Origin of the sequence: Streptomyces sp. V1I1 (assembly GCF_030817355.1) — a bacterium.
Classification (GTDB): Bacteria; Actinomycetota; Actinomycetes; order Streptomycetales; family Streptomycetaceae; genus Streptomyces.
In genome coordinates, this window is the sequence record NZ_JAUSZH010000001.1 from 2765868 (window position 1) to 2792056 (window position 26189).

Below are 26189 nucleotides of genomic sequence, written 5' to 3' on the forward strand. Positions count from 1 at the left end.
CTCAGATGCCGCAGCTCGACGCCGACCAGAAGCGACTGGCGCGGTGGTCGAGGTGCGTGTGGTCGCGGTGGCCCGGGTAGCCGGGGCCCAGGATCCCGTTGAAGCCGTGGTTGCGGGCCTGCTGGGCCAGCTTGCACAGGGAGTGCGGGCCCGCGCCCAGATCCGCCGCGTCACCGTACAGATGACGGCTGCCCGCCGCGCCACCGACCGCGTCGTTGCAGGCCTGCGAGCGGAAGCCCCTGGTGACGGTGATCGGCTGGTCGCCGAGCGCGTGCCGCAGGGCCTCCAGCTTCCACATGGTGCGCAGCGCATTGGACTTGGCGGTCGCGGCGCTCACCGCACCGCCGGCCCAGGTGCTGTTGCAGTTGTTGAGCTCCCGGTAGGTGAAGTGGACGGGCGTGCAGTCGTCGTCCTGGAGGGCGTAGAGCTTGGAGAATGTGGCGGACCCCGCGACGCCGTCGGCGCCGAGCCCGTACGCCGACTGGAACCGCTTGACGGCCGCGGTGGTCGCCGGGCCGTAGTCGCCGTCGATGGCGAGCACCCCGCCGTAGCCGGGATGTCCGGCGACCCGGATCTGGAGCTCGGTGACGTCGGCGCCGGACGCGCCCTGGGAGAGCGTGCGCGACCAGGTGTAGCAGCCGTCCGCCTGGGCGGTGCCGGCCGTCGCCACGACTCCGGCCAAGGCGGCAGCCATGAGCATGACAAGAGAAAGCAAGAGTCGTGCGGTGTGCCGGAACATCGGGCCTCCATACCGTGAGTGCGGTGTACGGCAGAGACTGGCGGGACGGTCGACACGCGTCAACAGGGTCTCGTCCGGCATCATTTGTCCACCCAATGACGGCGAACACACCGAAGGGCCCGCTCGGCGTGAGCGGGCCCTTCGCAGACTCGGAACTCAGCTGTTCGGCACGGTCTCGTAGCGCGGCGTGCCCTCTTCCATCTGCCGCAGCGCGTCCTTGCGGTCCCGCTTGGAGAGCCGGTCGATGTAGAGGTAGCCGTACAGATGATCCGTCTCGTGCTGCAGGCAGCGGGCGAAGTACCCCGTGCCGCGCACCCGGATCGGCTTGCCCTCGGCGTCCTGCCCGCGCACCACCGCGTAGTCGGGGCGCGGCAGCGAGGCGTACGCCGTCGGCACCGAGAGGCAGCCCTCATTGGAGTCGTCGAGGACGCGCAGCTCCGGCGGCAGCTCCTCCAGGACCGGGTTGCAGACGACACCGGTGTGACGTACACCGTCGTCGTCCGGGCAGTCGTACACGAAGACCTTGAGGTCCACGCCGATCTGGTTGGCGGCCAGGCCCACGCCCTCCGCCGCCTTCTGGCTGGCGAACATGTCGTCGATCAGTGCGGCGAGCTTGTCGTCGAACTCGGTGACGTCCTTGCACTCCTTGTGGAGCACCGGGTTGCCGACGACCGTGATCGGCCGTGCCGTACCGCGCTCGCGGTGCGCCAGCTCACGCTCCTCGCAGTCCTCCGTGTCGACGACGAAGCTGTCGTTCACCTGCTCGTCCGTCCGCTGCTGCGCCATGTCCGCTTCTGCGCCTTCCTGAAATCCCGAATCTGATCCCGTACAGCCTACGGCCAGGGATCAGCAGACTTCCTCGAGATCCCGCCACTCACGGGAGTCCGGGCTGTCTGCGACCCAGCTGTCCAGCAGCCCCCGGACAAGCCCGGCGGGCGCCGCGATGCCGCACTCGCGCTCCGGCGACCACAGATCGCCCGCAGTGCGGTGGCCGAGGGGCCCCGGATGGCCCGGCTCGCTGTGGTCGTGCGGGTCGAGGTGCTCGCCCTCGCCCTCGGCACTCGGCATCCGGCTCTCGGAACAGGACCGGCACAGCAGCCGCACCGACGAGGACCAGTCCTCGGCGGCGAATCCGGCGTCCGAGGCGAGCTGCTCCAAGGCGTCCCGGTCGGCCTCGGCCGCGGCCTCCAGCAGCACCACCCAGGTGGGTACGGGCGAGGGCGCCCAGAGCTCGATCTCGTCGAAGACGGGGTACGAAGGCCCTGCGGAGGTGGTCCGCTCCCCATGGGGCACGCCGTCATGCAGGACGACCTCGCCCCAGCGGCGTCCGGAGGACGGCAGCGGGATGGAGAGCACTTCTATCCGGGCCGGGTCGAGCCTGCGGCCCCACACCACCTCGGCCTCGCCCTCGGGTGAGAGACGGACGGCGGCGCTGCCCAGCTCCATGCCGACCGGCTCGCCATTGGCGGCGGCCGCGCCCGGCACCTTCAGTCCGTACGCCTGCCAGGAGCGACGGGCCAGCGGCCAGTCCTGCAGGGCGGTGGCTGCGATCCCGACGTTCCACCAGTCGGGGGCGCCGGTCTCCTTGTCCAGCAGCGCGACGGCCCGCAGGCCGGCGGCGCGCGCCTGCTCCCAGTCGTGCCGGAACTTGTGCAGCAGCGCCAGGTTGAACCAGGACTCGGAGAGCCAGGGCTCGAGGTCCGCCGCCCGTGTCAGGAGTGCGCCCGCGTCCTCGTACCGGCCGTCGCCGATCAGCGTGAACGCGCGGTCGGTGGCCTGCCGCCAAGAGGCGGATGGCCGATGCCGTACCTTCCCGAAGATCCTCACGATTCCCGCCTGCCGGTCGCTCGGGTCACTGCCCCCGGACGCATGCTTGTATGCCTTCTTTCGCATCCAACCATGCCTAGTCGGAGGCTCGCTCATTACCCATGGGTTACCCAGGTGGGACAGGGGCCAGACCGCCTCGTGCGAGGACTCTGGCGAGGGATTCGACCACCTCGGGCTGGTAGTCGCGCCCGGTGCCGAGCCGCAGCTGCTCGAGTGCGCTGAGCGCCCCGCCCGCTGTTCCTCCGCTTCCCCCGGCCAGATCGTCGTATGCGTTGACGGCCCGGACGATCCGGGCGGGCAGCGGCTGTTCGCGGTACGGGTCGGCCTGCATCTCCACCACGACGGCGACGGCCGCGGGGACGCCGGTCTGGCGGACGACGGCCCCGCCGAGCAGCGCTATCCGCCGCTGCTCGGCGACGGGCAGGGTGGCGGTGGCCCCCTCCGGTACGGGATCGACGAGCGACAGCTGCCCGATGTCGTGCATCAGCGCCGCGTACTCCAGGACGGTCAGATCGGGCCCCGAGAGGCCCAGCTCCCGCCCGACGGCGGTGCTGAGCGCGGCGACTCTGCGGGCGTGGCCCGGCTGGGTGTACCCGGCGATCTCGGTGGCGCGGGCGAGGGACACGATGGTCTGCCGGTAAGTGGTCCTGACCGCGGCGTACCGCCGGAAGGAAAGCTGGGCGAGGAGGAGGGGCACGCAGAACACGGGCAGCGCCCAGAGTCCGGCGACGGCGACGGCGAGAGCCATCACGGCTCCGGTGGCGCAGACCGCGGAGCCTATGCCGAGCAGGGCTCTGAGCTCGTCGCGCAGGAAAGGGCCATACGGAGTGGGGGTACCTCCCATGCGCTTGGCGCTGTGGGGGAGGGTGCGGGCGCGCAGCATCGCGGCGGCGAGGACGGCGTCGCAGAGGGCGGTCAGCACGAGCAGCAGGAGAAGGAACACCGCGTAAAAGGCACCGTGCCCGACCCAGCGCTCCAGCTCACCGGAGTTGTAGAGCGGCTGGAAGCAGACGGCGGCGAACCCGACGGTCAGCACCCGCCGCGCCACATGGTCGAGCGCGGGGCCGCTCCCCCGCGCCACATGCGGTACGGCCCCCGCGAGCGCGGCCGCGACGACGACGGCGACGACCTGAAGCACCCCGTGCGTGGTGGGCCGTCCCGCGCACTCTCCGAGCAGCGCGTAGGCGAGCGCACCCGCGGCTCCCAGAGGCGCCGACTCCCTCCCCCATGGCGCCAAGCGCATGGGAGGTACCCCCACCCCGGGCAGGGCTCCCCAACGGGCGAGCTCCCCGACGGCGATGAACGACCCGAAGGCAAGGGCGTTCCCGGGCTGGTCCACTCCCTGCCACAGGGTCGCGGCCAGCGCAGCGCCGGTGAGCAACGCGGCGGCGGCGTAGACGACGCGGACGAGGTTCCCCGGCGAGGGGGTCACCCGGGTCTGCCCGCAGAGCCGGCGTCACGCCCCGGCACCGTCACACGTCCCTGGTCCGGCTGCGGAGGGACGTTTCCGCGTACGCCCCGCCCGGCGGCCCCCACGCCGGACCCGGCACCGTCTCCCGCACCCACGCCGGCCCTCGTCCGACGTCACCGCCGTCTCCCACCCGTGCCGCTCCAGCGCCCGCACCAGTGCCCGCACCATCTGCGGGTCGAACTGGGTCCCCGCGCACCGCTTCAGCTCCTCCAGAGCCACCGCCACCGGCCGCGCCCGCCGGTACGACCTGGTCGACGTCATCGCGTCGAACGCGTCCGCCACCGCAACCACCCGCGCGAACTCCGGGATCTGGCGTCCCACGAGACCGTACGGATACCCGCTCCCGTCCAGCCGCTCGTGGTGGTGCAGGATCGCCGCCCGCGCCTCCCCCAGAAATCCGATGCCGCGCACCATGTCGTGCCCGTACTCCGGATGCAGCTCGATCACCCGCCGCTCCTGAGGCGTCAGCGGCCCGTCCTTGCGCAGCACCCGCGTCGGCACCCCGAGCTTCCCCACGTCGTGCAGGATCCCGGCGAACCGGAGCAGCTCGAGCCGCGCCTCGTCCATGCTCAGTTCGCGCGCGATCAGCACGGACGCGCGCCCGACCCGCTCGCTGTGGCCCCGGGTGTACTTGTCCTTGATGTCGACGGCCTGCACCAGTGCCCGGATCGTCGCCTGGTGCGCGGCACGCTCCCGGTGGTACTGCGCGAAGATCCAGCAGGAGATGTACATCGGCAGCAGTACGAGAAGCGCGGACAGCGGCCCGTACGGACTGCGCCACAGCACGGCCATCATCAGCCCGGCGAGGCCGTGCACACAGTGCGGCGCCAGCGATCGCAGCAGCAGCCCGCGCCAGGCGGTCCGCAGGAGCAGTTGTTCCGCAGTGGCGAGGATGCCGCCGTCGAGCGCGGTCAGCACCAGACAGAAGACGAGCGCCCCGGCCGCGGCGGGCAGCAGCGCGTACGGGAAGTCCGGCGCCCGCAGCGTGGGCTCCCCGGCGAACAGCAGATACGTTTGCGCCGCGCCCCATGTCGCGAGCGCGAGCTGCGCCGCCCGCCAGATCCGCCGTACGCCCGCGGGCCGCTGGTCGACCCTGCCCAGCAGAGCGCCGGGCACGGCGACGAGCGCGGCCGCGGCCGGCGGCAGCAGAAACGCCCCGGCGAGCAGTACGGGGAAGAACGACCCGGCGCCCACCGGCACGGACTTCCCGATGTAGCGGCAGCGGGCGGGCATCTCGCACGCGGCGTAGAGCCCGGCGAGCAGCAGCACGGCGCTCCAGGGGACCGCGGCTGCGTGCCGCACCGCGGGCAGTGCGCATACCACAGCACACTGCACCGCGCCGAAAATGTAGGCGCGTGCCGCCACCGGTATGGCCCTCACTGCCCCGCCCTCTCTCGCCCTCTCTCAAATGGAGCGCCAGGCTAGCGAGTTGGTGGTGCCGCGGCGGCGAGTAGTCAGCTTTTCGCACCTACGGGTGACAGGCCGGGGTATACGCAAGCGCGTATATGTGAAGCGGGCACATGTGAAGCGGGCATACGCGAAAGGCGCGCCACGACAACTGCGGCGCACCTTGTGCGTACGTACTGTGCCGGTGCCTACTCCTGGGCGGCGACGCCCGGCAGCTCCACGTCGGCGACCGTCACGTCGTGGTCGGGCACGGCCTGACCGGACCGGATCAGGTCGATGCGCCCCATGACCTTGGCCCGCAGATCACTGGGCACGTCGTCATGGCCGCAGCAACGCTTGACCAGCTTCTTCACGGCCTGCTCAAGACCGTACTTCTCCAGGCACGGCGAGCACTCCTCGAAGTGCACTTCGAACTTGGTGCAGTCGGCGTCGGGCATCTCATGGTCGAGAAACTCATAGAGATGGTCCAGGACCTCTGAGCAGTCCGTCTCGTGCGGCTCTCCGCAGCTCATGAGCCCGAGCCTTTCGCGTCGTTCGACTCCCCCGCACCGGCCGGGACGAGCCCGCGCTCACGGGCGTAGTCCTCCAGCATTCCGCGCAGTTGACGGCGGCCGCGGTGCAGGCGGGACATCACCGTCCCGATGGGTGTTCCCATGATGTCCGCGATCTCCTTGTACGCAAAGCCCTCTACGTCCGCGAGATAGACCGCGATGCGGAACTCTTCGGGGATGGCCTGAAGTGCTGCCTTGACGTCCGAGTCAGGCAGGTGGTCGAGGGCCTGCGACTCGGCGGAGCGCAGCCCGGTCGACATGTGCGACTCGGCGCGGGCGAGCTGCCAGTCCTCGATCTCCTCGGCGGCGCTGCGCTGGGGCTCGCGCTGCTTCTTGCGGTACGAGTTGATAAAAGTGTTCGTGAGGATCCGGTACAGCCACGCCTTGAGGTTCGTGCCCTCGCGGAACTGGTGGAAGGATCCGTACGCCTTGGCGTACATCTCCTGCACAAGATCCTCGGCATCGGCCGGATTGCGCGTCATGCGCAGCGCAGCCGAATACATCTGGTCGAGGTAGCCGAGGGCGTCCCGCTCGAAGCGGGCATTGCGCTCGACGGTCGTCTCCTCGGACTGCTCCGCCTGGCCGTCGTCGGTCCCTGCGTCGGTCCCAGTGACCGGACCCACCTCCTCCAACGATGTGGCGAGGCCGAATGCGGACCCGCTCGAATCGGAGGATAGACGACGATCCGCTCCGCCCGCCGCCTGAACAGGGGCGGTCTTGGCCGCGGAAAGCACCGTCCACTCCAGGTCAGCGGCGTGCGAGCGGCTCGGGCAGATGGTCGAACCCATGCGACGGACTCCCTACTGCAAGCTCTGTTGACTGACGTCCCGACATCCGCCACAACAGTGCGCGCACGCGCATCATTCCCGGAGCCCGCGCGCCCAGGCCCGGACGGCGTCCGTGATGGTCCGGAGGGTCTCCTCCTCGCTGATCCCGGCGCGTTTGGGCACTGCAAACCCATGATCGCCGTACGGCACTGCCACGAGCTCGTAGTCCCCGTCGGGGAACTCCTCCGGCCGTCCGAAGGGGTCGTTGCCCCCTTGTACGACGAGGGTGGGCACGCCCGCGCCGAGCAGTTCGTCCGCGCGGGACTTCTCCGGTCTGCCGGGCGGATGCAACGGGAAACTCAGCGCGAGTACGCCGGCGGCCCCGAGCTCCCGCGCGGTCCGGCAGGCGACGCGCGCCCCGGCGCTGCGGCCTCCGGCGACGACGGGCAGCCCGCGTTTCTCCAGCACGGGCCAGACCCCGCGCCACCCGACATCCAGCGTCTTCGGCGCGGGAGCGACTTTCTTCCCGGCCACCCGCCACGGCTGCTCGACGAGCGCCACGGTGACCCCGTCCGCGGGCAGCGCCCGGGCGATGGCCTGTACATCCCGCGCGTCGATCCCACCCCCGGCCCCATGACTGACGGCCACCACAAGCCGAGGCCGCCCGGCGGACACCCAGGTGACGCGGGCGTCGCCGGCGCCGGTCTCTACCATCTCAGTGCCACTCACACGTCCATCCTGCCGCGCCGGGGCGGGAGGAGGGGGACCCGGCACCGCGAAGCGGCGGGTCAGAACAGAGCGGCGGGTCAGAACAGAGCGGCGGGTCAGAACGAAGCGGCGGGTCAGAACAGCGTGCTCTCCTCCGGGCCTGACAGCTCCTCCAGCAGCTCCGGCCCATTGTTCCGCACATTGCTCACCGCCGTCGTCACCGCGTACGCCCGCATCAAGCCTTCCGGCGGCGGCTCCAGCAGCGCCCGCACCTGCTCCGGCTGCCTCCGCGACGGGTCCAGCCACGCGTCCCAGCGGTCCGGCGTCAGCATCAGCGGCATCCGCGGGTGGATGTCCGACAGCGACCGCGGCCCATCCGCCGGCGCCACCCCCAGCGGCCCCTTCTCCGCCTCCGTCGTGATCACCGAGCAGGTCACCCACCACGCCTGCGGATGGTCGTCCGGCAGCGTCCGGTCGCGCCAGAACTCGTACAGCCCCGCCATGGCGAACACCGACCCGTCCGCAGGCGTCACGAAGTACGGCTGCTTCCGCGGGCGCTTCTTCTTGCCCTCGACCTCCAGCTCCCGCTCACCGACCCCGGTCACCCACTCGTAATAGCCGTCCGCCGGCAGGATGCAGCGCCGCGTCAGGAAGGGCCTGCGGAAGGACGGCTTCTCGTGCACCGTCTCCGCCCGCGCGTTGATCATCCGCGCCCCGCCCTCCGGCGACTTCGCCCACGACGGCACAAGCCCCCACTTCAGCGCGCGCAGCTGGCGAACCGGGCGGGGATCATCCGCGTCTTTCACAGGGCGTTCGAGGATCGCGTAGACCTCCTTCGTGGGGGCCACGTTCCAGTCGGGCGCCAAGGTCTCCTCCGGCTCCCACTTCTCGACCTCGAAGAGTCCGGCGAGATCCTCGGGTCTACGACTCGCTGCATACCGTCCGCACATAAGTGCCACACTGCCACTCCCGCCCGCCGCCCGAGGAGCCGCCCGACAAATGGCCAGCACCCAGTCCGCCGCCGACCTGTGGGACCGCGTCTTCGGCAATCAGCCCGCCCCGGACGAGTGGCTGGTCATCGCCACCGGCCTCGTCGCCCTCGCCGTCGTCGTCCCCCACCCCATATGGCGCCTGTCCCGCAACGCCGTCACCATCGCCCACGAAGGCGGCCACGGCCTCGTTGCCCTGCTCACCGGCCGCCGTCTGGACGGCATCCGGCTGCACTCCGACACGAGCGGCCTCACCGTCAGCGCCGGCAAGCCGACCGGCCTCGGCATGATCCTGACCGCAGCGGCCGGCTACACCGCGCCGCCCCTCCTCGGCCTCGGCGGCGCCTGGCTGCTCGCCGCCCACCACATCACGCTGCTCCTTTGGCTGGCCACCGCCCTGCTCATCGCGATGCTGGTGATGATCCGCAATGTGTACGGCGCGCTCACCGTGATCGTCACGGGTGCCGCCTTCCTCCTGGTCTCCTGGCTGACAGAACCCGGCGTACAGGCCGCCTTCGCCTACGCAGCCGTCTGGTTTCTGCTGCTCGGCGGCGTACGACCGGCCTTCGAACTGCAGTCCAAGCGCCGCCACGGCGGAGCGCCCGACTCGGACGCCGATCAGCTCTCCCGGCTGACTCACGTACCGCCCGCGATGTGGCTGTTCCTCTTCCACGCCGTGTCGCTCTGCTCGCTGATCGGCGGCGGCCGCTGGCTGCTGGGCCTCTGACCGACCGCCCGAAGACCCGCACAGCCCTCTATCACTCCTCGGTTACGCCCCTATTTCGCCGCATTTGATCAAGATCCGGGCGTCCGTCGAGCCACTAAAGTGATGGCCATGACCGATAGCTCCGTCCACCCCGCCCTCTGGCCCGCCCCCTACGCGACCGGGGCCGTCGAAGCGACGGTCACCGTGCCCGGATCCAAATCGGTCACCAACCGCGCCCTGGTGCTGGCCGCACTCGCCGCCGAGCCGGGCTGGCTGCGCCGCCCGCTGCGCTCCCGCGACAGCTTCCTGATGGCGGAGGCGCTGCGCGCCCTCGGCGTCGGTATCGAGGAAGGCGTGGGCCCGGACGGCGAGGGCGAAACCTGGCGCGTGATCCCGGCCGGCCTGCACGGCCCGGCCACGGTCGACGTCGGCAACGCCGGCACCGTCATGCGCTTCCTGCCCCCGGTCGCCGCCCTCGCCGACGGCTCGGTCCGCTTCGACGGCGACCCCCGTTCCTACGAGCGCCCCCTGAACGGCGTGATCGACGCCCTGCGTGTCCTCGGCGCCCGTATCGACGACGACGGCCGCGGCTCGCTCCCGATGACCGTGCACGGCAGCGGCGCGCTCGACGGCGGGTCGGTCAGGATCGACGCATCCTCGTCCTCCCAGTTCGTCTCCGCCCTGCTGCTGTCCGCCCCGCGCTTCAACCAGGGCGTGGAGGTACGGCACATCGGCGGCACCCTGCCCTCCATGCCACACATCCGGATGACCGTGGACATGCTCCGCGCCGTCGGCGCCCAGGTCGACGAGCCGGAGACCGGCGGTGAGCCCAATGTCTGGCGGGTCTCCCCGTCCGCCCTGCTCGGCCGCGATCTGACCGTCGAGCCCGACCTGTCCAACGCCCAGCCGTTCCTCGCCGCCGCGCTGATCACCGGCGGCCGGGTCACCATCCCCGACTGGCCCGAGCGGACCACCCAGCCCGGTGACGCGCTGCGCCGGATCTTCACCGAGATGGGCGGCTCCTGCGAGCTGACCGAGGCGGGTCTGACCTTCACCGGCACCGGCCGTATCCACGGCATCGACACCGACCTCAGCGAGGTCGGCGAACTGACTCCCGGCATCGCGGCCGTCGCCGCGCTCGCCGACTCCCCCTCCACGCTGCGCGGCGTCGCCCATCTGCGCCTCCATGAGACGGACCGCCTCGCGGCCCTGACCAAGGAGATCAACGAGCTCGGCGGCGATGTCACGGAGACCGAGGACGGCCTGCACATCCGCCCGCGCCCACTGCACGGCGGCGTCTTCCATACGTACGACGACCACCGGATGGCCACGGCCGGCGCTGTCATCGGCCTCGCCGTCGAGGGCGTACAGATCGAGAACGTGGCGACGACCGCCAAGACCCTGCCCGACTTCCCGCGGATGTGGGCCGGAATGCTCGGGGCCTGACGAGATGCGCCGCTACGGCAAGAACCCCGACGAGGACGACATCCGCGTCCGCCCCAACCGCAAGGGCAACCGCCCCCGGACCAATATCCGCCCCAAGCACGAGGACGCGGTCGAGGGCATGGTCCTGACCGTCGACCGCGGCCGGCTCACCTGCCTCGTCGACGACCGCGTCGTCATGGCGATGAAGGCCCGCGAGCTGGGCCGCAAGGCCGCGGTGGTCGGTGACCGGGTCGGCATCGTCGGCGATCTCTCCGGCGAGAAGGACACCCTCGCCCGCATCGTGCGCATCGAGGAGCGGAAATCCGTCCTGCGGCGGACGGCCGACGACGACGATCCGTACGAGCGGGTCGTCGTCGCCAACGCCGATCAGCTGGCGATCGTGACGGCGCTCGCCGACCCCGAGCCACGGCCGCGGCTGATCGACCGCTGCATCGTGGCGGCGTACGACGGCGGGCTCACGCCACTCCTCGTACTGACCAAGTCGGATCTGGCCTCGCCCGACGAGCTGCTGGAGAAGTACGGCGCGCTGGGCGTCCCCCATATCGTCACCACCCGCGACGAGTTCGTGGACGGCGTCGCCGCCGAGCGGGTCCATGAGCACCTCAAGGGCCGGACCACGGTGTTCGTCGGCCACTCCGGCGTCGGCAAGACGACCCTGGTCAACGCCCTCGTACCGAAGGAGCGCCGGCGCAGCACCGGCGTCGTCAACGCGGTCACCGGCCGCGGCCGGCACACCACCACGTCGGCACTCGCGCTCCCGTTGGCGGACAGGGAGGGCGGCTGGGTGATCGACACCCCGGGCGTGCGCTCCTTCGGGCTGCACCATGTCAACCCGTCCCGGGTGATCCTCGCTTTCCCCGATCTCGTACCGGGTACGGAAGGCTGTCCGCGAGCATGCAGTCATGACGAGCCGGACTGCGCGCTCGACGACTGGGTGGCCGAGGGGCATGCCGATCCGGCGCGGCTGTACTCGCTGCGGCGGCTGCTGGCTACCCGGGAGCGACGCGAAGGCGACTGACTCGCGCACGTTTGCGGCCCGCCGCTCTTGGTAAGTGCATACTCGCACCAAGTGCGACGAAGCAGTCACCGACTGATGCGGGAGGCACAGACCATGGCGTGGCTGCTGGTGGTGGTCGCCGGATTCCTCGAGACGGGCTTCGCCGTCTGTCTCAAGCTCTCGCACGGTTTCACCCGGCTCTGGCCGACGATCGCGTTCGCCGCCTTCGCGCTGGGCAGCTTCGGCCTGCTGACGCTCGCACTGAGGAAGCTCGACGTGGGGCCCGCGTACGCGGTGTGGACAGGCATCGGCGCGGCGGGCACCGCGGTCTACGGAATGGTTTTCCTGGGCGACCTGGTCTCCACCCTGAAGATCGTCTCGATCACGCTGGTGATTGTCGGGGTCATCGGTCTGCAGCTGTCGGGCTCGTCGCACTGACGGCTCCGCCGACGGCCGCGCGCACCAACGGTCCGATCCCTTCACCGACAGGCGCGATCACATACGAGAGCGCGAGCCGCACCGCGAGTTCGCTGCGGTGGGCGAGATCAGCCGACTCCTCCTTCGTGCGGCCGTGCTCAGACCCCTTCTCCAGCGCGGCCACCGAGCGGTCCCGTACGGCTGCGACCAGCTCGGCCGGGGACGGCAGCCCCGCGTCGGCGCGGCGCTGGGCAGGCGCTTTGGACAGCACGGCACCGCGGCGGGCGGGCCTCGGCACGGGCAGCCGCTCGCTCCAGCAGCCGGTGAGCAGGGCCCGCAGCAGCGGCTTCGCCCGCGCCTCGCCGACGGTCCACTCGGCGACCGAGACCAGCCGGTCCGCGGCCCCGGTCCGCTCGGCGAGCAGCCGCTCGACACCGTGCAGATACGTATCTGCCTCGCGGCGCACCAGCCCGCGGGCGAGGCCGTCCTTGCTGCCGAACTCGTTGTAGAGGGTCTGCCGCGAGACCCCGGCGGCAGAGGCGACATCGACCATTCGCACCCCTGACCAGGGCAGCTGGGCGAGCGCCATGAGCGCGGCGTTCAGCAAGGACTCTCGAGCTGTAGGCATCGACGCCTCCCGGGCCATGCGGCTCTCCGGCCGTGCGCCTCCCCGGCCGTGCGGCACTGCGCTCAGAGTTGACGGGACGCCATCCACTGTCAATAGCCATGGCGGACAGCGCCCAGGGATGGACCCCGTGAGCCCCGATAGAGTGACGACCATGCCCGATTACCACGACGATCTGCGTCTGGCCCATGTCCTCGCGGACGCCGCCGACGCCGCCACGATGGACCGGTTCAAGGCTCTGGACCTGAAGGTCGAGACCAAGCCGGACATGACGCCGGTGAGCGAGGCCGACAAGGCGGCGGAGGAGCTGATCCGCGGACAGCTCCAGCGGGCACGGCCGCGCGACGCGATCCTCGGCGAGGAGTACGGCATCGAGGGCACGGGCCCGCGCCGCTGGGTCATCGACCCGATCGACGGCACGAAGAACTATGTGCGCGGGGTGCCGGTCTGGGCGACGCTGATCTCTCTGATGGTGCAGGGCGAGGGCGGCTACCAGCCCGTCGTGGGCGTGGTGTCGGCCCCGGCGCTGGGCCGCCGCTGGTGGGCCGCGCAGGGCGGCGGCGCGTACACCGGGCGCAGCCTGAGCTCCGCGAGCCGACTGCGGGTCTCCAAGGTCGGCCGGATCCGGGACGCGTCGTTCGCCTACTCCTCGCTGAGCGGCTGGGAGGAGCAGGGGCGGCTCGACGGGTTCCTGGACCTGACCCGGGCCTGCTGGCGTACCCGCGGTTATGGCGACTTCTGGCCGTACATGATGGTCGCCGAGGGTTCGGTGGACATCTGCGCGGAGCCGGAGCTCTCGCTGTGGGACATGGCGGCTACCGCGATCGTCGTACAGGAGGCGGGCGGATCCTTCACCGGCCTGGACGGACGCCGGGGCCCGCACAGCGGAAACGCGGCCGCGTCCAACGGTCTGCTCCACGAGGAACTGCTGGGCTACCTCAACCAGCGCTACTGACGGGAACCAGCACCACTGACGGGCGTATTCGCCGGGCACATACACCCTTCCAACCGGCTGCGCTCGCCCTCTTGCTGCCACCCCGCAGGGCTGAGACTCTGAGAGTCCCCCCACTTGTGAATTTGTGAATCGGTTCCCGAATGACCGATCCACCAAGGAGGTGGCTCCATCCATGCTCGTCCGTGACGCCATGAGCACGGTGGTCCTCACCATCGGACCCGCACACACACTCCGCCAGGCAGCCCGCCTGATGGCCGCGCGCCGTATCGGCGCTGCCGTCGTCCTCGACACCGACGCCGGCGGGCTCGGCATTCTGACCGAGCGCGACATCCTGAACTCGGTGGGCGCGGGGCAGGACCCCGATCTGGAAACCGCAGGCACCCACACCACCACCGACGTCGTCTTCGCCGCGCCGTCCTGGACCCTGGAGGAGGCCGCGGAGGCCATGACGCACGGCGGCTTCCGGCATCTGATCGTGCTCGACGGCGACGGGCCGGTCGGCATCGTCTCCGTACGCGACATCATCCGCTGCTGGGCCCCGGCCAGGCGGCACCCGGCGACGCTCGCCGGTTAGCACGCGCACTCGCAGGTCAGCACACGCACTCGCAGGTCAGCACACGCACTCGCTGATCAGCGCCCGCATCCGCCGATCAGCACGCCCACTCGCCGATCAGCGCGCATTCGCCATTCAGCGCGCACAAGAGGGCCGGACCCCCTGGACGGGGGTCCGGCCCTCTCTTCTACGGCAAGCTCGCGTCAGCCGCGCAGGGCCTGGACCGCGGCCTCCAGCCGCTTGCCGAAGTCGCCGTCGGCCTGACGGAAGTTGTTGACCGCCCGCTCGGCGATGTCGTCGCGCGACACCTTCGAGATGAACCCTGCGAGGTTCTCGATGAGGCGGCCCTTCTCGTCCTCCGACATCAGCCGGTAGAGGTTGCCCGCCTGCACGAAGTTGTCGTCCTCGGCGTGCGACGGAGCCTCGTGGTTGCCGGTCGCACCGGCGACGGGGGTCGACACCCACAGCGGCTTGTCCGTCTGGAACGGGCCGCCGAAGCTGTTGGGCTCGTAGTTCTTGGCGCCCTTGTGGCGGCCGTCGTACAAGAAGCCGTCACGGCTGTTGGTGCGCGCCTCGGTGGCGTGCGGGCGGTTCACCGGCAGGTGGTCGGCGTTGATGCCGACGCGGTAGCGGTGGGCGTCGCCGTACGCGAAGAGACGGCCCTGGAGCATTTTGTCGGGCGACGGGCCGATGCCCGGCACGAAGTGCGCGGGGCTGAAGATCGACTGCTCGACCTCGGCGAAGATGTTCTCCGGGTTGCGGTTGAGCTCCAGCTTGCCGATCTCGATCGGCGGGTAGTCCTCGTGCGGCCAGACCTTGGTCAGGTCGAACGGGTTGAAGCGGTACGTGGCCGCCTCGGCCGCCGGCATGATCTGCACCTGCACGGTCCAGGACGGGAAGTCACCGCGCTCGATCGCCTCACGCAGGTCACGCTGGTGCGAGTCCGGGTCCACACCGGAGAGGCGGTTGGCCTCGTCGGTGGTGAGGTTCTTGATCCCCTGGTCGGTCTTGAAGTGGTACTTGACCCAGAAGACCTCGCCGGCCTCGTTGTTCCACTGGTACGTGTGCGAGCCGTAGCCATTCATGTGGCGCAGCGTCGCCGGGATGCCGCGGTCGCCGAAGAGCCACGTCACCTGGTGGGTCGACTCGGGGCTGAGGCCCCAGAAGTCCCACACGTTGTCGGCTTCCTGCGAGCCGGTGTACGGGTCACGCTTCTGGGTGTGGATGAAGTCGGGGAACTTGATGGCGTCCTTGATGAAGAACACCGGGGTGTTGTTGCCGACGAGGTCGTAGTTGCCCTCTTCGGTGTAGAACTTCAGGGCAAAGCCGCGGGGGTCGCGCACGGCGTCGGCGGAGCCGAGGTTGCCGGCGACGGTGGAGAACCTGAGGAAGGTCTCCGTCTGCTTGCCCACCTCGGAGAGGAACTTCGCACGCGTCCACTGCGATACGTCGCGGGTCAGCGTGAAGGTGCCGTACGCGCCGGCGCCGCGCGCGTGCACGATGCGCTCCGGGATCCGCTCACGGTTGAAGTGCGCGAGCTTCTCGAGAAGAGCCTGGTCCTGAACGAGAACAGGACCGCCGACGCCCGCAGTCTCGCTGTTCTGGTTGTCGGCGACCGGCGCGCCGGCCTCCGTAGTGAGCGGTCCCTGCGTCACGTGCGCCTCCTGCGTCATAACTGCGAGTCCTGTCCCTTGGCGTTTGCCGAGTCCCGATCCTACAATGGACATTGTCTAAGTCAAGTGAACATCCAAACTCACACCCGTTCGGGACCTGGGTCCCACCACTGTTAGGCTGGCCCTTATGAGTGACCTGTTGGAACGACTTCGCGGACGCGGCTGGCGCATGACGGCGCAGCGGCGTGTCGTGGCAGAGGTCCTCGACGGCGACCATGTCCACCTGACGGCCGACGAGGTGCACGCGCGTGCCGTGAAGAGGCTCCCCGAGATCTCCCGGGCGACGGTGTACAACACGCTGGGCGAGCTGGTCAGCCTGGGCGAAGTCCTGGAAGTCTCGACGGACCGCCGCGCCAAGCGCTACGACCCGAACGCCCACCAGCCCCACCAGCACCTGGTCTGCGCCCAGTGCGGCGCGATCCGGGACGTCCACCCGTCGGGCAACCCGCTGGCGGACCTGCCGGACACGGAGCGCTTCGGCTTCACGATCTCCGACGTGGAGGTCACCTACCGCGGCACGTGCCCGAACTGCGCGTCAGCCTGAGACGTACGCATCCGAAAGGCCCGGCACCGATGAGGTGCCGGGCCTTTCGCGTTTCAGCGGCGTACGGCTCGCGGGCATACGGCTCGCATACGGCTCGCGGGCATACGGCTCGCGGGCATACGACGAAGGCCCGGATCCTTGAGGATCCGGGCCTTCGTCTGTCAGTAGCGGGGACAGGATTTGAACCTGCGACCTCTGGGTTATGAGCCCAGCGAGCTACCGAGCTGCTCCACCCCGCGTCGGTGAACACGACCTTACGTCACCCCGCCGACCAGCGCAAATCGATATTCGTCGCTACGCCGTGCTACGCCGTGAGCTCCTGGTGCAGCGCCTCGCGCAGCCGCGCGGCCCGCTCCGCCACCTCGGCGGGCCCCAGCTCGACGGCGCGCGCGCACCACCGCTGGCCCTCGGTCAGCTCACCCCTGCGGGCGGCGAGCAGCGCCAGGCGCAGCGCGGCCCGGCCGTGCCCCGCGCGGGCGGCGCGGGACCACCACAGGGCAGCCTCGCGCTCGTTGCCCTCGCGGGCGAGGAGCAGCCCCAGGTTGAACGCGCCGTTGCGGCTGCCCGCCTCGGCGGCCTCCCGGTACCAGCGGGCGGCGTCGGCCATGTCGCCGCGGGCGGCGGCGAGCATCCCGACCCGTACCTGGGCACGGCGGTGCCCCAGCTCGGCGGCGCGCTCGTACCACTCCTCGCACTCACTCTTCTCGGCCGTCGGCTCGCCGAGCGCGGGCGGCCCGGGCGGCGGCTGGCGCGAGTCCAGCACGGTGGCGAGCCGGAACGCGGCCTCGGCACTGCCGCCGCCCGCCGCGCAGCGCAGACGACGCTCGGCGGCCTGCTCGTCGCCGTCCCTGAGCAGCGCGATGCCGACCTGGAGGGCGGCCTCGGTGTGACCGGCCGCCGCTGCCCGCTCGTACCAGGTCAGGGCCGTACGGTCGTCGTCACGGCCGACGTAGAGGATACCCAGGTTGAAGGCGGCGTCGACGCTTCCGGCCTCGGCGGCCTTGGAGAACCAGGGCTCGGCGCCGGTCGCGTCGCCGGCCTGCAGAAGCAGTACGGCGAGCGCGTTGGCGGCCTCACGGTGCCCGGCGTAGGCGGCGCGGCGGTACCACTGCTCGGCCTGCGGCGTACGGTCCTGGGCAGCGCAGAGCAGCCCCAGGTTGTACGCGCCGTTGACGTCACCGGCGTCCATGGCGGCGCGGTACCAGCGCTCGGCGGTCTGCTGCTCGCCGCGGGCGGCATGCAGCGCGCCGAGGGCGTTGGCGGCGTTGCCGTCGCCGTCCTGGGCAGCACGGAGCCACCAGACGGCGGCGCTCTCCTCGTCGCCGGCGTCCCGCAGCAGAAACCCGAGCGCGCAGGCGGCACGGGCCTCGCCGTCCTTGGCGGAGGTGAGGTACCAGCGGCCGGCCTCCTTCAGCTCGCCGCGCTTCTCGAGGATCGCACCGAGGTGCAGCGCGGCCCGCCGATGCCCACGGGCGGCGGCCTGCTGGTACCACTGCGCGGCCTCATCGAGTACGGACAGCTCAGCGCTCTCGCCGCTCCCGCCGTCCTCGACGCCCTTGCCGACGGACCCCGGGGCGACGCCGTCGGCGTCCCTCGCCGGGGACCCCGCGCGTCCCATAACCAGGCCCACGGCGCCGCCCGCGCGGGCCTCCTGCGCCGCCTGGCGCTCCAGCGCGCGGGCGAGCCGGTACGCCGCCTCGCGGTGTCCCTGCTCCGCCGCCGCGCGCAGCCAGCGCTCCGCGCCCACATCGCTGCGGTGCTCCAGCAGATCGGCGAGGGCGTACGCGCCCAGCGCGTGCCCCTGCTCGGCGGACTGGCGCAGCCAGTACTCCGCGGCGGGCTCGTCGCCGCGCTCGCGGAAGTGCCGTCCCAGCGCGTGCGCCGCGGCCGCGGAACCGGCGACGGCAGCGATACGCCACCACCCGGCCGCCTCGTCGGCGTATCCCCGCTGGTGGAGCATGACACCCAGATTGTTGGCCGCGGCACGGTCACCCTCGGCGGTCGCGGCACGCAGATAAGGCTCGGCGCCGTCGAGGTCGCCGCGCCGCAGCAGCAGCGCGCCGAGCACGCTCATCGACGCGGTGTCGCCGCCGTCGGCCGCACGCCGGTGCCGTGCCTCGGCCCCGGCGGTCTCCACCGGGTCGACGCTCGCACCGCTGCCGGCACCTTCAACGTTGTGAACGGCATCGGCAGGACTGGTCGCGTCCGCCACCTTTCCGGCGTGCCGCTGCACAAACCGCCCTGTCTCCAACAGAGTTGCCCTGTCCCCCATAAATTCCATCGTCGCACCACCTGCAACCCGCGTACACCTGGTATACCGCAGCCAGTGAGGTCACTACAGCGTTTTGTCGACATGCCCACAGAGAGATAAGTCAAACACGCCCGACCCCAACTCGCCCCACGCGGCACACAGTTCTCACCGGCAGCACATACGCACGAAGAGGGCCCGGATCCTCAAAGGATCCGGGCCCTCTTTCATTTCAGTAGCGGGGACAGGATTTGAACCTGCGACCTCTGGGTTATGAGCCCAGCGAGCTACCGAGCTGCTCCACCCCGCGTCGTTGTGTTGCAACCGTACCACGACGCGGGATGGTGCCTGCTCAGCGGCCTATGGGGTGGTCTTCGGCGCGGGGTTGGACTGCGCCGCCGCGGCCCGCTCCAGCGCGTCCTGCAAGGCAGTCTGCGCCCTGCCGTACGCCTCCCAGTCCGTCGGCTTCTTCTCCAGTGCGGCCTCGGCATCGTCGTACGCCTTCTGGGCGTCCGCGATCGCAGCCTTCAGCGCCGCGTCACCGGTCGCCGGTGGTGGCTTGGTGGTGTCGCCCGGCGGTGGTGTCGTCGTCGGCGGCTGCTCCGCGCCGTTCTGTTCGAAGACCGCGTTGAGCGCGTCCGTGAGGCTGTCCTTGAAGACCGGTTTGCCTCCGCCGTACGCGACGGCGACCTTCTTCAGCAGCGGATAGTTCGCACTTCCGCCCCGTGCGTACACCGGCTCGATGTAGAGGAACCCGCCGTCGAGCGGCACCGTCAGCAGGTTTCCGTACTCGATGTCCGAGTCGGTGCCTCTGAGGTCCCGGACGAAGGTCGCGACCTCCGGCACACCGTTGAGCTCACTCTGCACCTGTTGCGGTCCCTGGACCGTCTCGGTGACTCTCAACAGCCTTATCGTCCCGTACTTGTCGCTGTTGGCGTCGGCGTCGACCGCCATGAACGCACCCAGGTTGGGGCGTCCGGCCGGTGTGAACGTCGTCGTCAGCGAGAACTTCTGCGCCGTGTCCCCGGGCATTTTCAGGCTCAGGTAGTACGGCGGGACGGCGCTGGTGTCCTTGTTCGTCGGGTCGTCCGGCACCTGCCAGGCGTCACTGCCGCTGTAGAACTGCTCCGGCTCGGTGACGTGGTACCGGGTGAGCAGCTCGCGCTGCACCTTGAACATGTCCTGCGGGTACCGCAGATGGGCCTTGAGCTCCGGCGAGATCTTGTCCTTCGCCTTCACCGTGCCCGGGAACGCCTTCATCCAAGTCTTCAGCACCGGGTCCTTGGTGTCCCACTGATACAGGTTGACCGTGCCGTCGTACGCGTCGACGGTGGCCTTCACCGAGTTGCGGATGTAGTTGACCTGGTTCTGCTGGGCGACGACCGCGCGCTGATTGGTGGTCAGCGAATCGGCGGTGGTGTCCCCCAGCGTCGTACGAGAGGCGTAGGGGTAGCCGTTGGTCGTGGTGTACGCGTCGACGATCCACTGGATGCGGCCGTCGACGACCGCCGGGTAGGCGTCGCCGTCGATGGTCAGCCAGGGGGCGACGGCCTCGACGCGCTCCTTGGGCGTGCGGTTGTACAGAATCCGCGAGCCCTCGCCGACAGCTCCCGAGTAGAGGATCTGCGGCTCGCTGAAGGCGACGGCGTACGCCGCGCGGTTCAGCGGATTGGAGAGGTTGACCCCGCTCTTGCCCTTGTAACTGGTGGTCTCCTCGCCGTTCTTCTCGTAGTCGAGCTCCTTCTGCGGACCGCCGACGATGGAGTACTGCTCGGTCTTCTCGCCGTAGTAGATCCGCTGCTCGTACTTGCCGAGCTGGCCCCTGGTCGGCAGACCGGACTCGGTGAAGTCGGGCGAACCGACAGTGCCCTTGTCCGGGTCCGTGATGGTGTTTGTGCCCTTGGCCGCGATCGCGCCATAGCCATGGGTGTACGTGAAGTGGTCATTGATCCAGTTGCGCTTCTGGATGCCCTTGATGTTGAGCTCGCGCAGACCGATGACCGTGTCCTGCGGCTTGCCGTCGGGGCCGTTGTACCGGTCGACGTCCAGAGTCGCGGGGAACTGGTAGTACTTGCGCTCCTGCTGGAGCTGCTGGAAGGCGGGCGAGACGACGTTCGAGTCGACGAGGCGGTAGCTGGCCGCCGTCGGAGCCGCGGCACGCTGCTGGGCCTTCCGCTTGGGGTCGCCCTTGCCGGAGTAGTCCTCCGGCTTGGCGCTGTCGATGCCGTACGCGTGCCGCGTGGCCTCGATGTTCTTCTTGATGTACGGGCTTTCCTTGGCCTGCTCGTTCGGCTGGACCTGGAACTTCTGCACGATCGCCGGGTAGAGGCCGCCGATGAGGATCGCCGACAGGACCATCAGGCCGAAGCCGATCACCGGCAGCTGCCAGGTGCGGCGCCAGAGCGTCGCGAAGAAGAGCACGGCGCAGATGACGGCGATGCAGAAGAGGATCGTCTTCGCGGGAAGGTAGGCGTTGGCGTCGACGTACCGCAGGCCCGTCCAGTTGCCGGTCGCCTTGAAGTCGCTCGACTTCACCGCGAGGCCGTACCGGTCGAGCCAGTACGCCACGGCCTTGAGCGAGACGAAGACACCGAGCAGCACCGAGAGATGGCCGGTGGCCGCGCCGGTCGCCCGGGCACCGGGACTGGTGATGCGCAGTCCGCCGTACAGATAGTGCGTGAGGGCGGCGGCGATCAGCGAGAGCACGGCGGCCGCGAAGCCGAAGCCGAGCAGGAAGCGGTACCAGGGCAGGTCGAACGCGTAGAACGACACGTCCATCTGGAACTGCGGGTCCTTCTGGCCGAAGGAGACGCCGTTGACCCACATCAGCCAGGTCCGCCACTGACCGGTGGCGGAGGCTCCGGCGATCAGCCCGACAAGAGCGGTGATCGCGAGGAGCACCCACTTCTTGTACGGGGCGATGCCCATCCGGTACCGGTCGAGGCTCTGCTGCTCCAGCGACATCGCGCTCAGCGGCGGGCGCAGCCGGTGCGCGAGCCAGATGTTCAGTCCGACAGCCGTGGCCATCAGCAGGCCGAAGACGGCGAACAGTCCGACCTTGGTCCACAGGGTGGTGGTGAAGACGGACGAGTAGTGAACCGAGCGGTACCAGAGCCAGTCCGTCCAGAACCCGGCGAACATGACGAACGCCATGGCCAGAACCGCCAGGACGCCCAGTGTCATAAGCAGGGTGCGGACACGCCGGGACGGCCGGCCCACTCTGATCCGTGGCCCGGTCGGGCCTCCGCCGCGGTCCGGCATCTGGAAAGCCAACGTGCGCACCTCGAAGTTCGCGGTCGTGTGAAACGGGCCCCGCGATCGTAGAGCCCACTACTGCAACTTACTGAGGCTTTACCTAGTTCCCGTCTTGGGGTCGGAAGGAGGCAGGATATTAGGCATGTCCAACGTTTCCCCTTCCACCCCATCCGATCAGCCGCCTCCGGCGTCGGGCCCGATCGCCGCGAGCCCGCTGACCCGCGCAGTGCTCGAGATCGACGAGTACGCATCCGGGCTCGGCTGGGACCAGCCGGCCAGGCTCTTCGCGCTCGTCGACACCGGGCAACTGCGCTCCCAGGAGCCGGAGCTCGCGGCCCAGCTCGGCCTCGACGGCGATGAGGCGGCCGCGCCGCTGACCCCGATCGAGCAGGACGAGATCCCGGCCGGCACCCCGCTGGACGAGTTCCTGGCCACCATCGCCTGGCCGGACGCCGTGGCCGGCTGCGCGCTCACGGTGGAGCGCCAGATGCTCCCGCCGTCGGCGGAGGCCTCCGTCCCGGACGGCCTCGACGACAAGGCCCTGACCAAGTGGGTCGCCGCCCATCCGGACCGCCAGGAGGTCCGGATGACGGTGGCGGTCCTCCGAGACGGCGCCCGCGAGTCGGCGCTGCGCCTGCGCGAGAAGGACTCCCCGAAGGAGGTCCTGACGGGCTCGGCCCTGGTCCCGGGCCTCGCGGAGGCGCTTGCGGCGACGTTCGAGGCGTAGCCAGTCCTGACGGCACGAGGAAACCGCCGTACCGGGTCGGGAGGGACCCGGTACGGCGGTTTGCCGTGGGCGGCGCGGTGCGGGCGCCCGGCGCGGCGCAGCGGCGGGCGCGGGACGGCTGGGCGCGAGGCGCGCTCGGAGCAGAGCCGCGGGCCCCGCGCGGCCGACGGCCGAGCAGGCGCGGGGCGCGCTCGGAGCAGAGCCGCAGGCAGCGGCGCAGGCGACGGCCCAGCAGGCGCGGGGCGGCCTACAGGCGCCTCGCGGGGCGGAGGAGTACCGCCGGGCGGCGTCGCCGCGGAGCCCGCCGCCCCGGGCGTCAGCTCGCCGAGCAGCCCACCAGGTCCGCCGTGTCCCCCGACTTGATCTTCTCCAGCGACTTCGCCGCGTCGTCGATCGTCTTCACCTTCACCAGCGTCAGCCCGTCCGGAATGTCCGACGCCGCCGTCGCGCAGTTCTCACTCGGCGTCAGGAAATACTTCGCGCCCGCATTGCGCGCCCCGACGAGCTTCATCTCGATCCCGCCGATCGGACCGACCTTCCCCTGGTCGTCGATCGTGCCGGTGCCCGCCACGAACTTCCCGCCCGTGAGGTCCCCCGGCGTCAGCTTGTCGACGATCCCGAGAGCGAACATCAGGCCCGCGCTGGGACCCCCCACATCCGCCAGATTGATGTCGATCCCGAACGGGAACGTGTGGTCGGTCCCGGCATGGATGCCGACGATCGCCCGGTCGCCCTTGTCCGCCTTCACCGTGGTGATGCTGACCTTCTCGGTGCCCTTGGGCTCCTTGCCCGCCTTCTCAGCCGCTGCCGCCTCCTTCGCGGGGACGATCGTGAAGACCACGTCCTCGCCGGGCTTGTGCTTCACGACCAACTTGGCCACGTCACCGGGCTCCTTCACCGCCGTGCCGTCGACGGCGCGGATGACGTCGCCCGCGTGCAGCCGGTTCTCCGAGGGCGAGTCCTTGAGGACCGTGGAGACCACGACCCGCGACTTCACCGGGATCTTCAGCTGCTTCAGCGCGGCGACCTTGGCGCTCTCCTGAGACTGGCTGAACTCCTCGGCGTTCTCCTGAGTCGACTGCTCCTCGGTCTTCCCGTCCGGGTAGAGCGTGTCGTGCGGCACCACCACGTCGTCGTGGGCCAGCCAGCCGTACACCGCCTCGACGAGGTTCATCTTGTAGTCCGCGCCGGTAACCCTGACCGTCGTCATATTGAGATGGCCGGTCGTCGGGTATGTCTTGCGGCCGGAGATCTGCAGGACCGGTTCGCCACCAGCCGCGCCGAGCGTGTTGACCGTCGGTCCGGGCGACATCTCCGAGTACGGCACGGTGATGAACACCCCTGCGCAGAGAAGCGCGATGAAAGTCAGGGTGGAGGCGAGCATCGTCGCGGTGCGGCGTGGCATGGAACGACAGTACGGGACGGGTCTGTCAGACCACCGTCGGGGACGCTGCGTACGGGGCGACTTGGCAACTGCGTACGGTCGGCGGCGGGGTCACACCCGGGTCAAGCGGCGTCAGTACCGGAGTCGGTTTTCTCCATCGCGTCGCGGAACCGCGCATAACCGGCAAGCTCGGCGACATCCCCGGTCGTCCGGTTCCGTGAAGCCCAGCCTCCCCATATCGCAGCCCCGACGGCAGCGAAAAGCGGAATCAGCAACCAGGCGAGTGCTGCCATCGCGACCTCCCTACCCTGTGAGCGAACGAAACCGGATGATCAGCAGACTAGTCATCTGCCGGTTCAACGCTCAGGCCAGGGGGGCGGTTACGCAAATCGGGGCGCATGGGAGCCGACCGGGTTTCAACGGGCTCCGATCGGCCCACCGCCTCAGCAGGCGCCGACCCACTCTTCCGTGCCGTCGGAGAATTTCTGGTGCTTCCAGATGGGCACCTCGTGCTTGAGGTCGTCGATCAGCTTCCGGCATGCCTCGAAGGCCTCCCCGCGGTGGGGGCACGACACGGCGACGACGACCGCCAGATCGCCGACTGCCAAGTCACCCACACGGTGGACGGCGGCGAGCGCCCGAACGGGGAATTCCGCCGTGACCTTCTCGGCGATACGGCGCATCTCCGCCTCGGCCGTGGGGTGGCAGGAGTACCCCAGCGTGTCGACATCGGCGCCGCCGTCGTGATTACGCACCGTGCCGACGAAGAGCGCGGTGCCTCCCGCCGCGTCGTCGCCGACGGCAGCGAAGACCTCGTCGACGGAGAGCGGGGTGTCACGGATCGCGAGCAGGCGGATGGGGTCGTTCGCCGCTTGCTCGCCGGGGTGGTCGTACCTGCTTGCCATGCCGTCCATCGTGCCGTACGCCACTGACATCGCGGAATAGCCCATTCGCCCGGCCGGGAACACGCCTCCTTGGAGCCTCCTACAGACGCCGCCGCGCCTTGCGCGCCCGCCGCACCAGCGCGGCCGTACCGAGCAGCGCGACCGTCGCTCCCGCGGCACCCGCTGCGGTCGCGTCCTTGCGGCCGAGGCGGCGGCCGGCCACCGTGTGGCGGCCCTCCACCTCCTCCAGCAGCGCGGCGAGGACCTCCTCATTCGTCCACTGGGGACGCCATCCCGCGTCGTGGAGGCGGCTCACACTGACCACCCAGGGGTGCATGGTGTACGCCAGGTCCCCGGCCGGGGACGGGGTGAGGCCGATCCGGTGCAGCCGGGCCGCCGCGCCCAGGGCGATCGCCGAGGGCAGCTCCATCCGGCGGATGCCGCTGAGCTCCTCGACCTCCTCCTGCTCCAGCCAGCCGTCGCAGCCGACCGCCAGCTCGCCGTCCACCTTCTCCAGCGCGGCATACTCCAGTGCGCTCACCAGGTCCTCGACATGGCAGAACTGCCAGGTGGGACGGGATCCGGCGACCACAAGGAGCCGTGGTGACTCGAAGTAGCGGGTCAGCGCGGTGTCAGTACCGCCCACCAGGACGGCGGGCCTTACCACCGTGACGTTGAGCCCGGGGTGGGCGCGCGGCGCACGGCGGCTCAGGCGTTCGATCTCCAGCAGGTCGCCGACACCCGTGGCCTCGGCGGTGGCGCGCAGTTCCGCGTCCTCCGAGAGAGGGATGTCATTGTCCGGCAGCGCGCCGTACACCATCGCCGAGGTGCACAGGACGACCCGGTGGACACCGGCGGCCGCCGCGGCGGTCAGCACGGTCTGTGTACCGCGCACGTTGTACGCGGTACGGGCGGCGGAGTCGGTCTCAAGGTCGAGGTTGAGCGCCAGGTGTACCACCACGTCCGCGCCGCGCAGTTTCTCGGCGATGGCCGGATCGCGCACGTCGAGAATGTGCCACTGCGCCTCGAAAACCTCGCCCCGGCGCTCGTCGATCGCGATGACCTGCTTGATCTCCTCGGACGCGGCGAGACGCCGGGTGAGCAGGTCGCCGACGCCCGAGGCGGCACCGGTGACCGCGACGACGGGACCACGGCCGGCCGACCCGCGACCTGAGGTCTGGGTTGAGGGGTTTCGCGCTGCGCGAACCTGCGGATCTGGGGAACTCACCAGGCGTCTCCAGCGGTTGTCTTCAGTACGAACGCGAATGACGCGTGCGCACCAGGTGGCGTCCATCCTGCCGCAGGCCAAGAGTCGG

General features: G+C 70.2%; 25 protein-coding genes and 2 tRNA genes. 8 read left to right on the top strand and 19 right to left on the bottom strand.

Features of this window, described 5'->3' with window-relative positions; translation table 11 throughout:
- Position 1: 1 nt before the first annotated feature.
- The 9 genes from QFZ67_RS12895 to QFZ67_RS12935 form a co-directional block, all read right to left on the bottom strand.
- A complete protein-coding gene (locus tag QFZ67_RS12895; protein WP_307661229.1) occupies positions 2 to 739 on the bottom strand; it encodes a D-Ala-D-Ala carboxypeptidase family metallohydrolase in 738 nt (245 codons plus the stop codon).
- 156 nt (positions 740 to 895) lie between these two features.
- Positions 896 to 1525, bottom strand: coding sequence for a peptide deformylase (gene def / locus QFZ67_RS12900; protein WP_307661230.1), 630 nt, complete (start codon positions 1523 to 1525; stop codon positions 896 to 898).
- Positions 1526 to 1585: 60 nt separating this feature from the next.
- Positions 1586 to 2566 carry a hypothetical protein gene (locus QFZ67_RS12905; RefSeq protein ID WP_307665827.1) on the bottom strand — a complete coding sequence of 327 codons (981 nt, stop codon included), beginning with the start codon at positions 2564 to 2566 and terminating at the stop codon, positions 1586 to 1588.
- Positions 2567 to 2672: 106 nt separating this feature from the next.
- Positions 2673 to 3998 (bottom strand): HD-GYP domain-containing protein, encoded by a 1326-nt coding sequence (locus tag QFZ67_RS12910; RefSeq protein ID WP_307661231.1) that lies wholly within the window; start codon positions 3996 to 3998, stop codon positions 2673 to 2675.
- Positions 3999 to 4022: 24 nt separating this feature from the next.
- On the bottom strand, positions 4023 to 5417 hold the full coding sequence (locus QFZ67_RS12915; protein WP_307661232.1) for an HD-GYP domain-containing protein: 1395 nt from the start codon (positions 5415 to 5417) through the stop codon (positions 4023 to 4025).
- Between the two features lie 215 nt (positions 5418 to 5632).
- Positions 5633 to 5956, bottom strand: a complete 324-nt coding sequence (gene rsrA / locus QFZ67_RS12920; protein ID WP_307661233.1) for a mycothiol system anti-sigma-R factor — start codon at positions 5954 to 5956, stop codon at positions 5633 to 5635.
- Positions 5953 to 6618 carry a sigma-70 family RNA polymerase sigma factor gene (locus QFZ67_RS12925; RefSeq protein WP_307665828.1) on the bottom strand — a complete coding sequence of 222 codons (666 nt, stop codon included), beginning with the start codon at positions 6616 to 6618 and terminating at the stop codon, positions 5953 to 5955. Before QFZ67_RS12925 ends, rsrA begins: the two co-directional genes overlap by 4 nt.
- A 237-nt stretch (positions 6619 to 6855) precedes the next feature.
- Positions 6856 to 7476 carry an alpha/beta family hydrolase gene (locus tag QFZ67_RS12930; RefSeq protein WP_307665829.1) on the bottom strand — a complete coding sequence of 207 codons (621 nt, stop codon included), beginning with the start codon at positions 7474 to 7476 and terminating at the stop codon, positions 6856 to 6858.
- 128 nt (positions 7477 to 7604) lie between these two features.
- Positions 7605 to 8420 carry an SOS response-associated peptidase gene (locus QFZ67_RS12935; protein WP_307661234.1) on the bottom strand — a complete coding sequence of 272 codons (816 nt, stop codon included), beginning with the start codon at positions 8418 to 8420 and terminating at the stop codon, positions 7605 to 7607.
- 49 nt (positions 8421 to 8469) lie between these two features.
- Between QFZ67_RS12935 and QFZ67_RS12940 the strand changes: the two genes are divergently transcribed.
- The 4 genes from QFZ67_RS12940 to QFZ67_RS12955 all read left to right on the top strand — a co-directional run bounded on the left by QFZ67_RS12940 (position 8470) and on the right by QFZ67_RS12955 (position 12046).
- Positions 8470 to 9186 (top strand): M50 family metallopeptidase, encoded by a 717-nt coding sequence (locus tag QFZ67_RS12940; RefSeq protein WP_307661235.1) that lies wholly within the window; start codon positions 8470 to 8472, stop codon positions 9184 to 9186.
- Positions 9187 to 9294: 108 nt separating this feature from the next.
- Positions 9295 to 10611 carry a 3-phosphoshikimate 1-carboxyvinyltransferase gene (aroA, locus tag QFZ67_RS12945; protein ID WP_307661236.1) on the top strand — a complete coding sequence of 439 codons (1317 nt, stop codon included), beginning with the start codon at positions 9295 to 9297 and terminating at the stop codon, positions 10609 to 10611.
- Positions 10612 to 10615: 4 nt separating this feature from the next.
- On the top strand, positions 10616 to 11629 hold the full coding sequence (gene rsgA, locus QFZ67_RS12950; RefSeq protein WP_307661237.1) for a ribosome small subunit-dependent GTPase A: 1014 nt from the start codon (positions 10616 to 10618) through the stop codon (positions 11627 to 11629).
- Positions 11630 to 11722: 93 nt separating this feature from the next.
- On the top strand, positions 11723 to 12046 hold the full coding sequence (locus tag QFZ67_RS12955) for a multidrug efflux SMR transporter (RefSeq protein ID WP_307665830.1): 324 nt from the start codon (positions 11723 to 11725) through the stop codon (positions 12044 to 12046).
- Here QFZ67_RS12955 and QFZ67_RS12960 read toward each other — a convergent pair.
- Positions 12012 to 12653, bottom strand: coding sequence for a TetR/AcrR family transcriptional regulator (locus QFZ67_RS12960; RefSeq protein WP_307661238.1), 642 nt, complete (start codon positions 12651 to 12653; stop codon positions 12012 to 12014). The two genes, QFZ67_RS12955 and QFZ67_RS12960, sit on opposite strands and share 35 nt — an antisense overlap.
- Positions 12654 to 12804: 151 nt before the next feature.
- Between QFZ67_RS12960 and hisN the strand changes: the two genes are divergently transcribed.
- Positions 12805 to 13605 (top strand): histidinol-phosphatase, encoded by an 801-nt coding sequence (gene hisN, locus QFZ67_RS12965; RefSeq protein ID WP_307661239.1) that lies wholly within the window; start codon positions 12805 to 12807, stop codon positions 13603 to 13605.
- A gap of 172 nt (positions 13606 to 13777) precedes the next feature.
- Positions 13778 to 14179, top strand: coding sequence for a cyclic nucleotide-binding/CBS domain-containing protein (locus tag QFZ67_RS12970; RefSeq protein WP_307661240.1), 402 nt, complete (start codon positions 13778 to 13780; stop codon positions 14177 to 14179).
- A 182-nt stretch (positions 14180 to 14361) separates the two neighbouring features.
- Here the strand turns inward: QFZ67_RS12970 and QFZ67_RS12975 are convergent, their stop codons facing one another.
- Complete coding sequence (locus QFZ67_RS12975) at positions 14362 to 15831, bottom strand: catalase (RefSeq protein ID WP_307661241.1); 1470 nt, start codon at positions 15829 to 15831, stop codon at positions 14362 to 14364.
- 127 nt (positions 15832 to 15958) lie between these two features.
- Between QFZ67_RS12975 and QFZ67_RS12980 the strand changes: the two genes are divergently transcribed.
- Positions 15959 to 16375 (top strand): Fur family transcriptional regulator, encoded by a 417-nt coding sequence (locus tag QFZ67_RS12980; RefSeq protein WP_307661242.1) that lies wholly within the window; start codon positions 15959 to 15961, stop codon positions 16373 to 16375.
- Positions 16376 to 16540: 165 nt separating this feature from the next.
- On the opposite strand, the gene QFZ67_RS12985 is transcribed toward QFZ67_RS12980, so the two are convergent.
- The 4 genes from QFZ67_RS12985 to QFZ67_RS13000 form a co-directional block, all read right to left on the bottom strand.
- Positions 16541 to 16614 (bottom strand) — tRNA-Met (locus tag QFZ67_RS12985).
- 65 nt (positions 16615 to 16679) lie between these two features.
- On the bottom strand, positions 16680 to 18656 hold the full coding sequence (locus QFZ67_RS12990) for a tetratricopeptide repeat protein (protein WP_307661243.1): 1977 nt from the start codon (positions 18654 to 18656) through the stop codon (positions 16680 to 16682).
- A 203-nt stretch (positions 18657 to 18859) separates the two neighbouring features.
- Positions 18860 to 18933 (bottom strand) — tRNA-Met (locus QFZ67_RS12995).
- Positions 18934 to 18983: 50 nt separating this feature from the next.
- Complete coding sequence (locus tag QFZ67_RS13000) at positions 18984 to 21884, bottom strand: UPF0182 family protein (protein ID WP_307665831.1); 2901 nt, start codon at positions 21882 to 21884, stop codon at positions 18984 to 18986.
- Positions 21885 to 22020: 136 nt separating this feature from the next.
- Between QFZ67_RS13000 and QFZ67_RS13005 the strand changes: the two genes are divergently transcribed.
- On the top strand, positions 22021 to 22605 hold the full coding sequence (locus QFZ67_RS13005) for a PPA1309 family protein (protein ID WP_307661244.1): 585 nt from the start codon (positions 22021 to 22023) through the stop codon (positions 22603 to 22605).
- A 316-nt stretch (positions 22606 to 22921) separates the two neighbouring features.
- On the opposite strand, the gene QFZ67_RS13010 is transcribed toward QFZ67_RS13005, so the two are convergent.
- The 4 genes from QFZ67_RS13010 to QFZ67_RS13025 form a co-directional block, all read right to left on the bottom strand.
- Positions 22922 to 24010, bottom strand: coding sequence for a PDZ domain-containing protein (locus tag QFZ67_RS13010; protein ID WP_307661245.1), 1089 nt, complete (start codon positions 24008 to 24010; stop codon positions 22922 to 22924).
- Positions 24011 to 24111: 101 nt separating this feature from the next.
- The gene (locus QFZ67_RS13015; protein ID WP_307661246.1) at positions 24112 to 24282 is read right to left on the bottom strand and encodes a hypothetical protein; all 171 of its coding nucleotides are present in this window, start codon (positions 24280 to 24282) and stop codon (positions 24112 to 24114) included.
- A gap of 150 nt (positions 24283 to 24432) precedes the next feature.
- A complete protein-coding gene (locus tag QFZ67_RS13020; RefSeq protein ID WP_307661247.1) occupies positions 24433 to 24894 on the bottom strand; it encodes a molybdenum cofactor biosynthesis protein MoaE in 462 nt (153 codons plus the stop codon).
- Positions 24895 to 24973: 79 nt separating this feature from the next.
- Positions 24974 to 26101 (bottom strand): SDR family oxidoreductase, encoded by a 1128-nt coding sequence (locus QFZ67_RS13025; RefSeq protein ID WP_307661248.1) that lies wholly within the window; start codon positions 26099 to 26101, stop codon positions 24974 to 24976.
- Between the last annotated feature and the right edge of the window lie 88 nt (positions 26102 to 26189).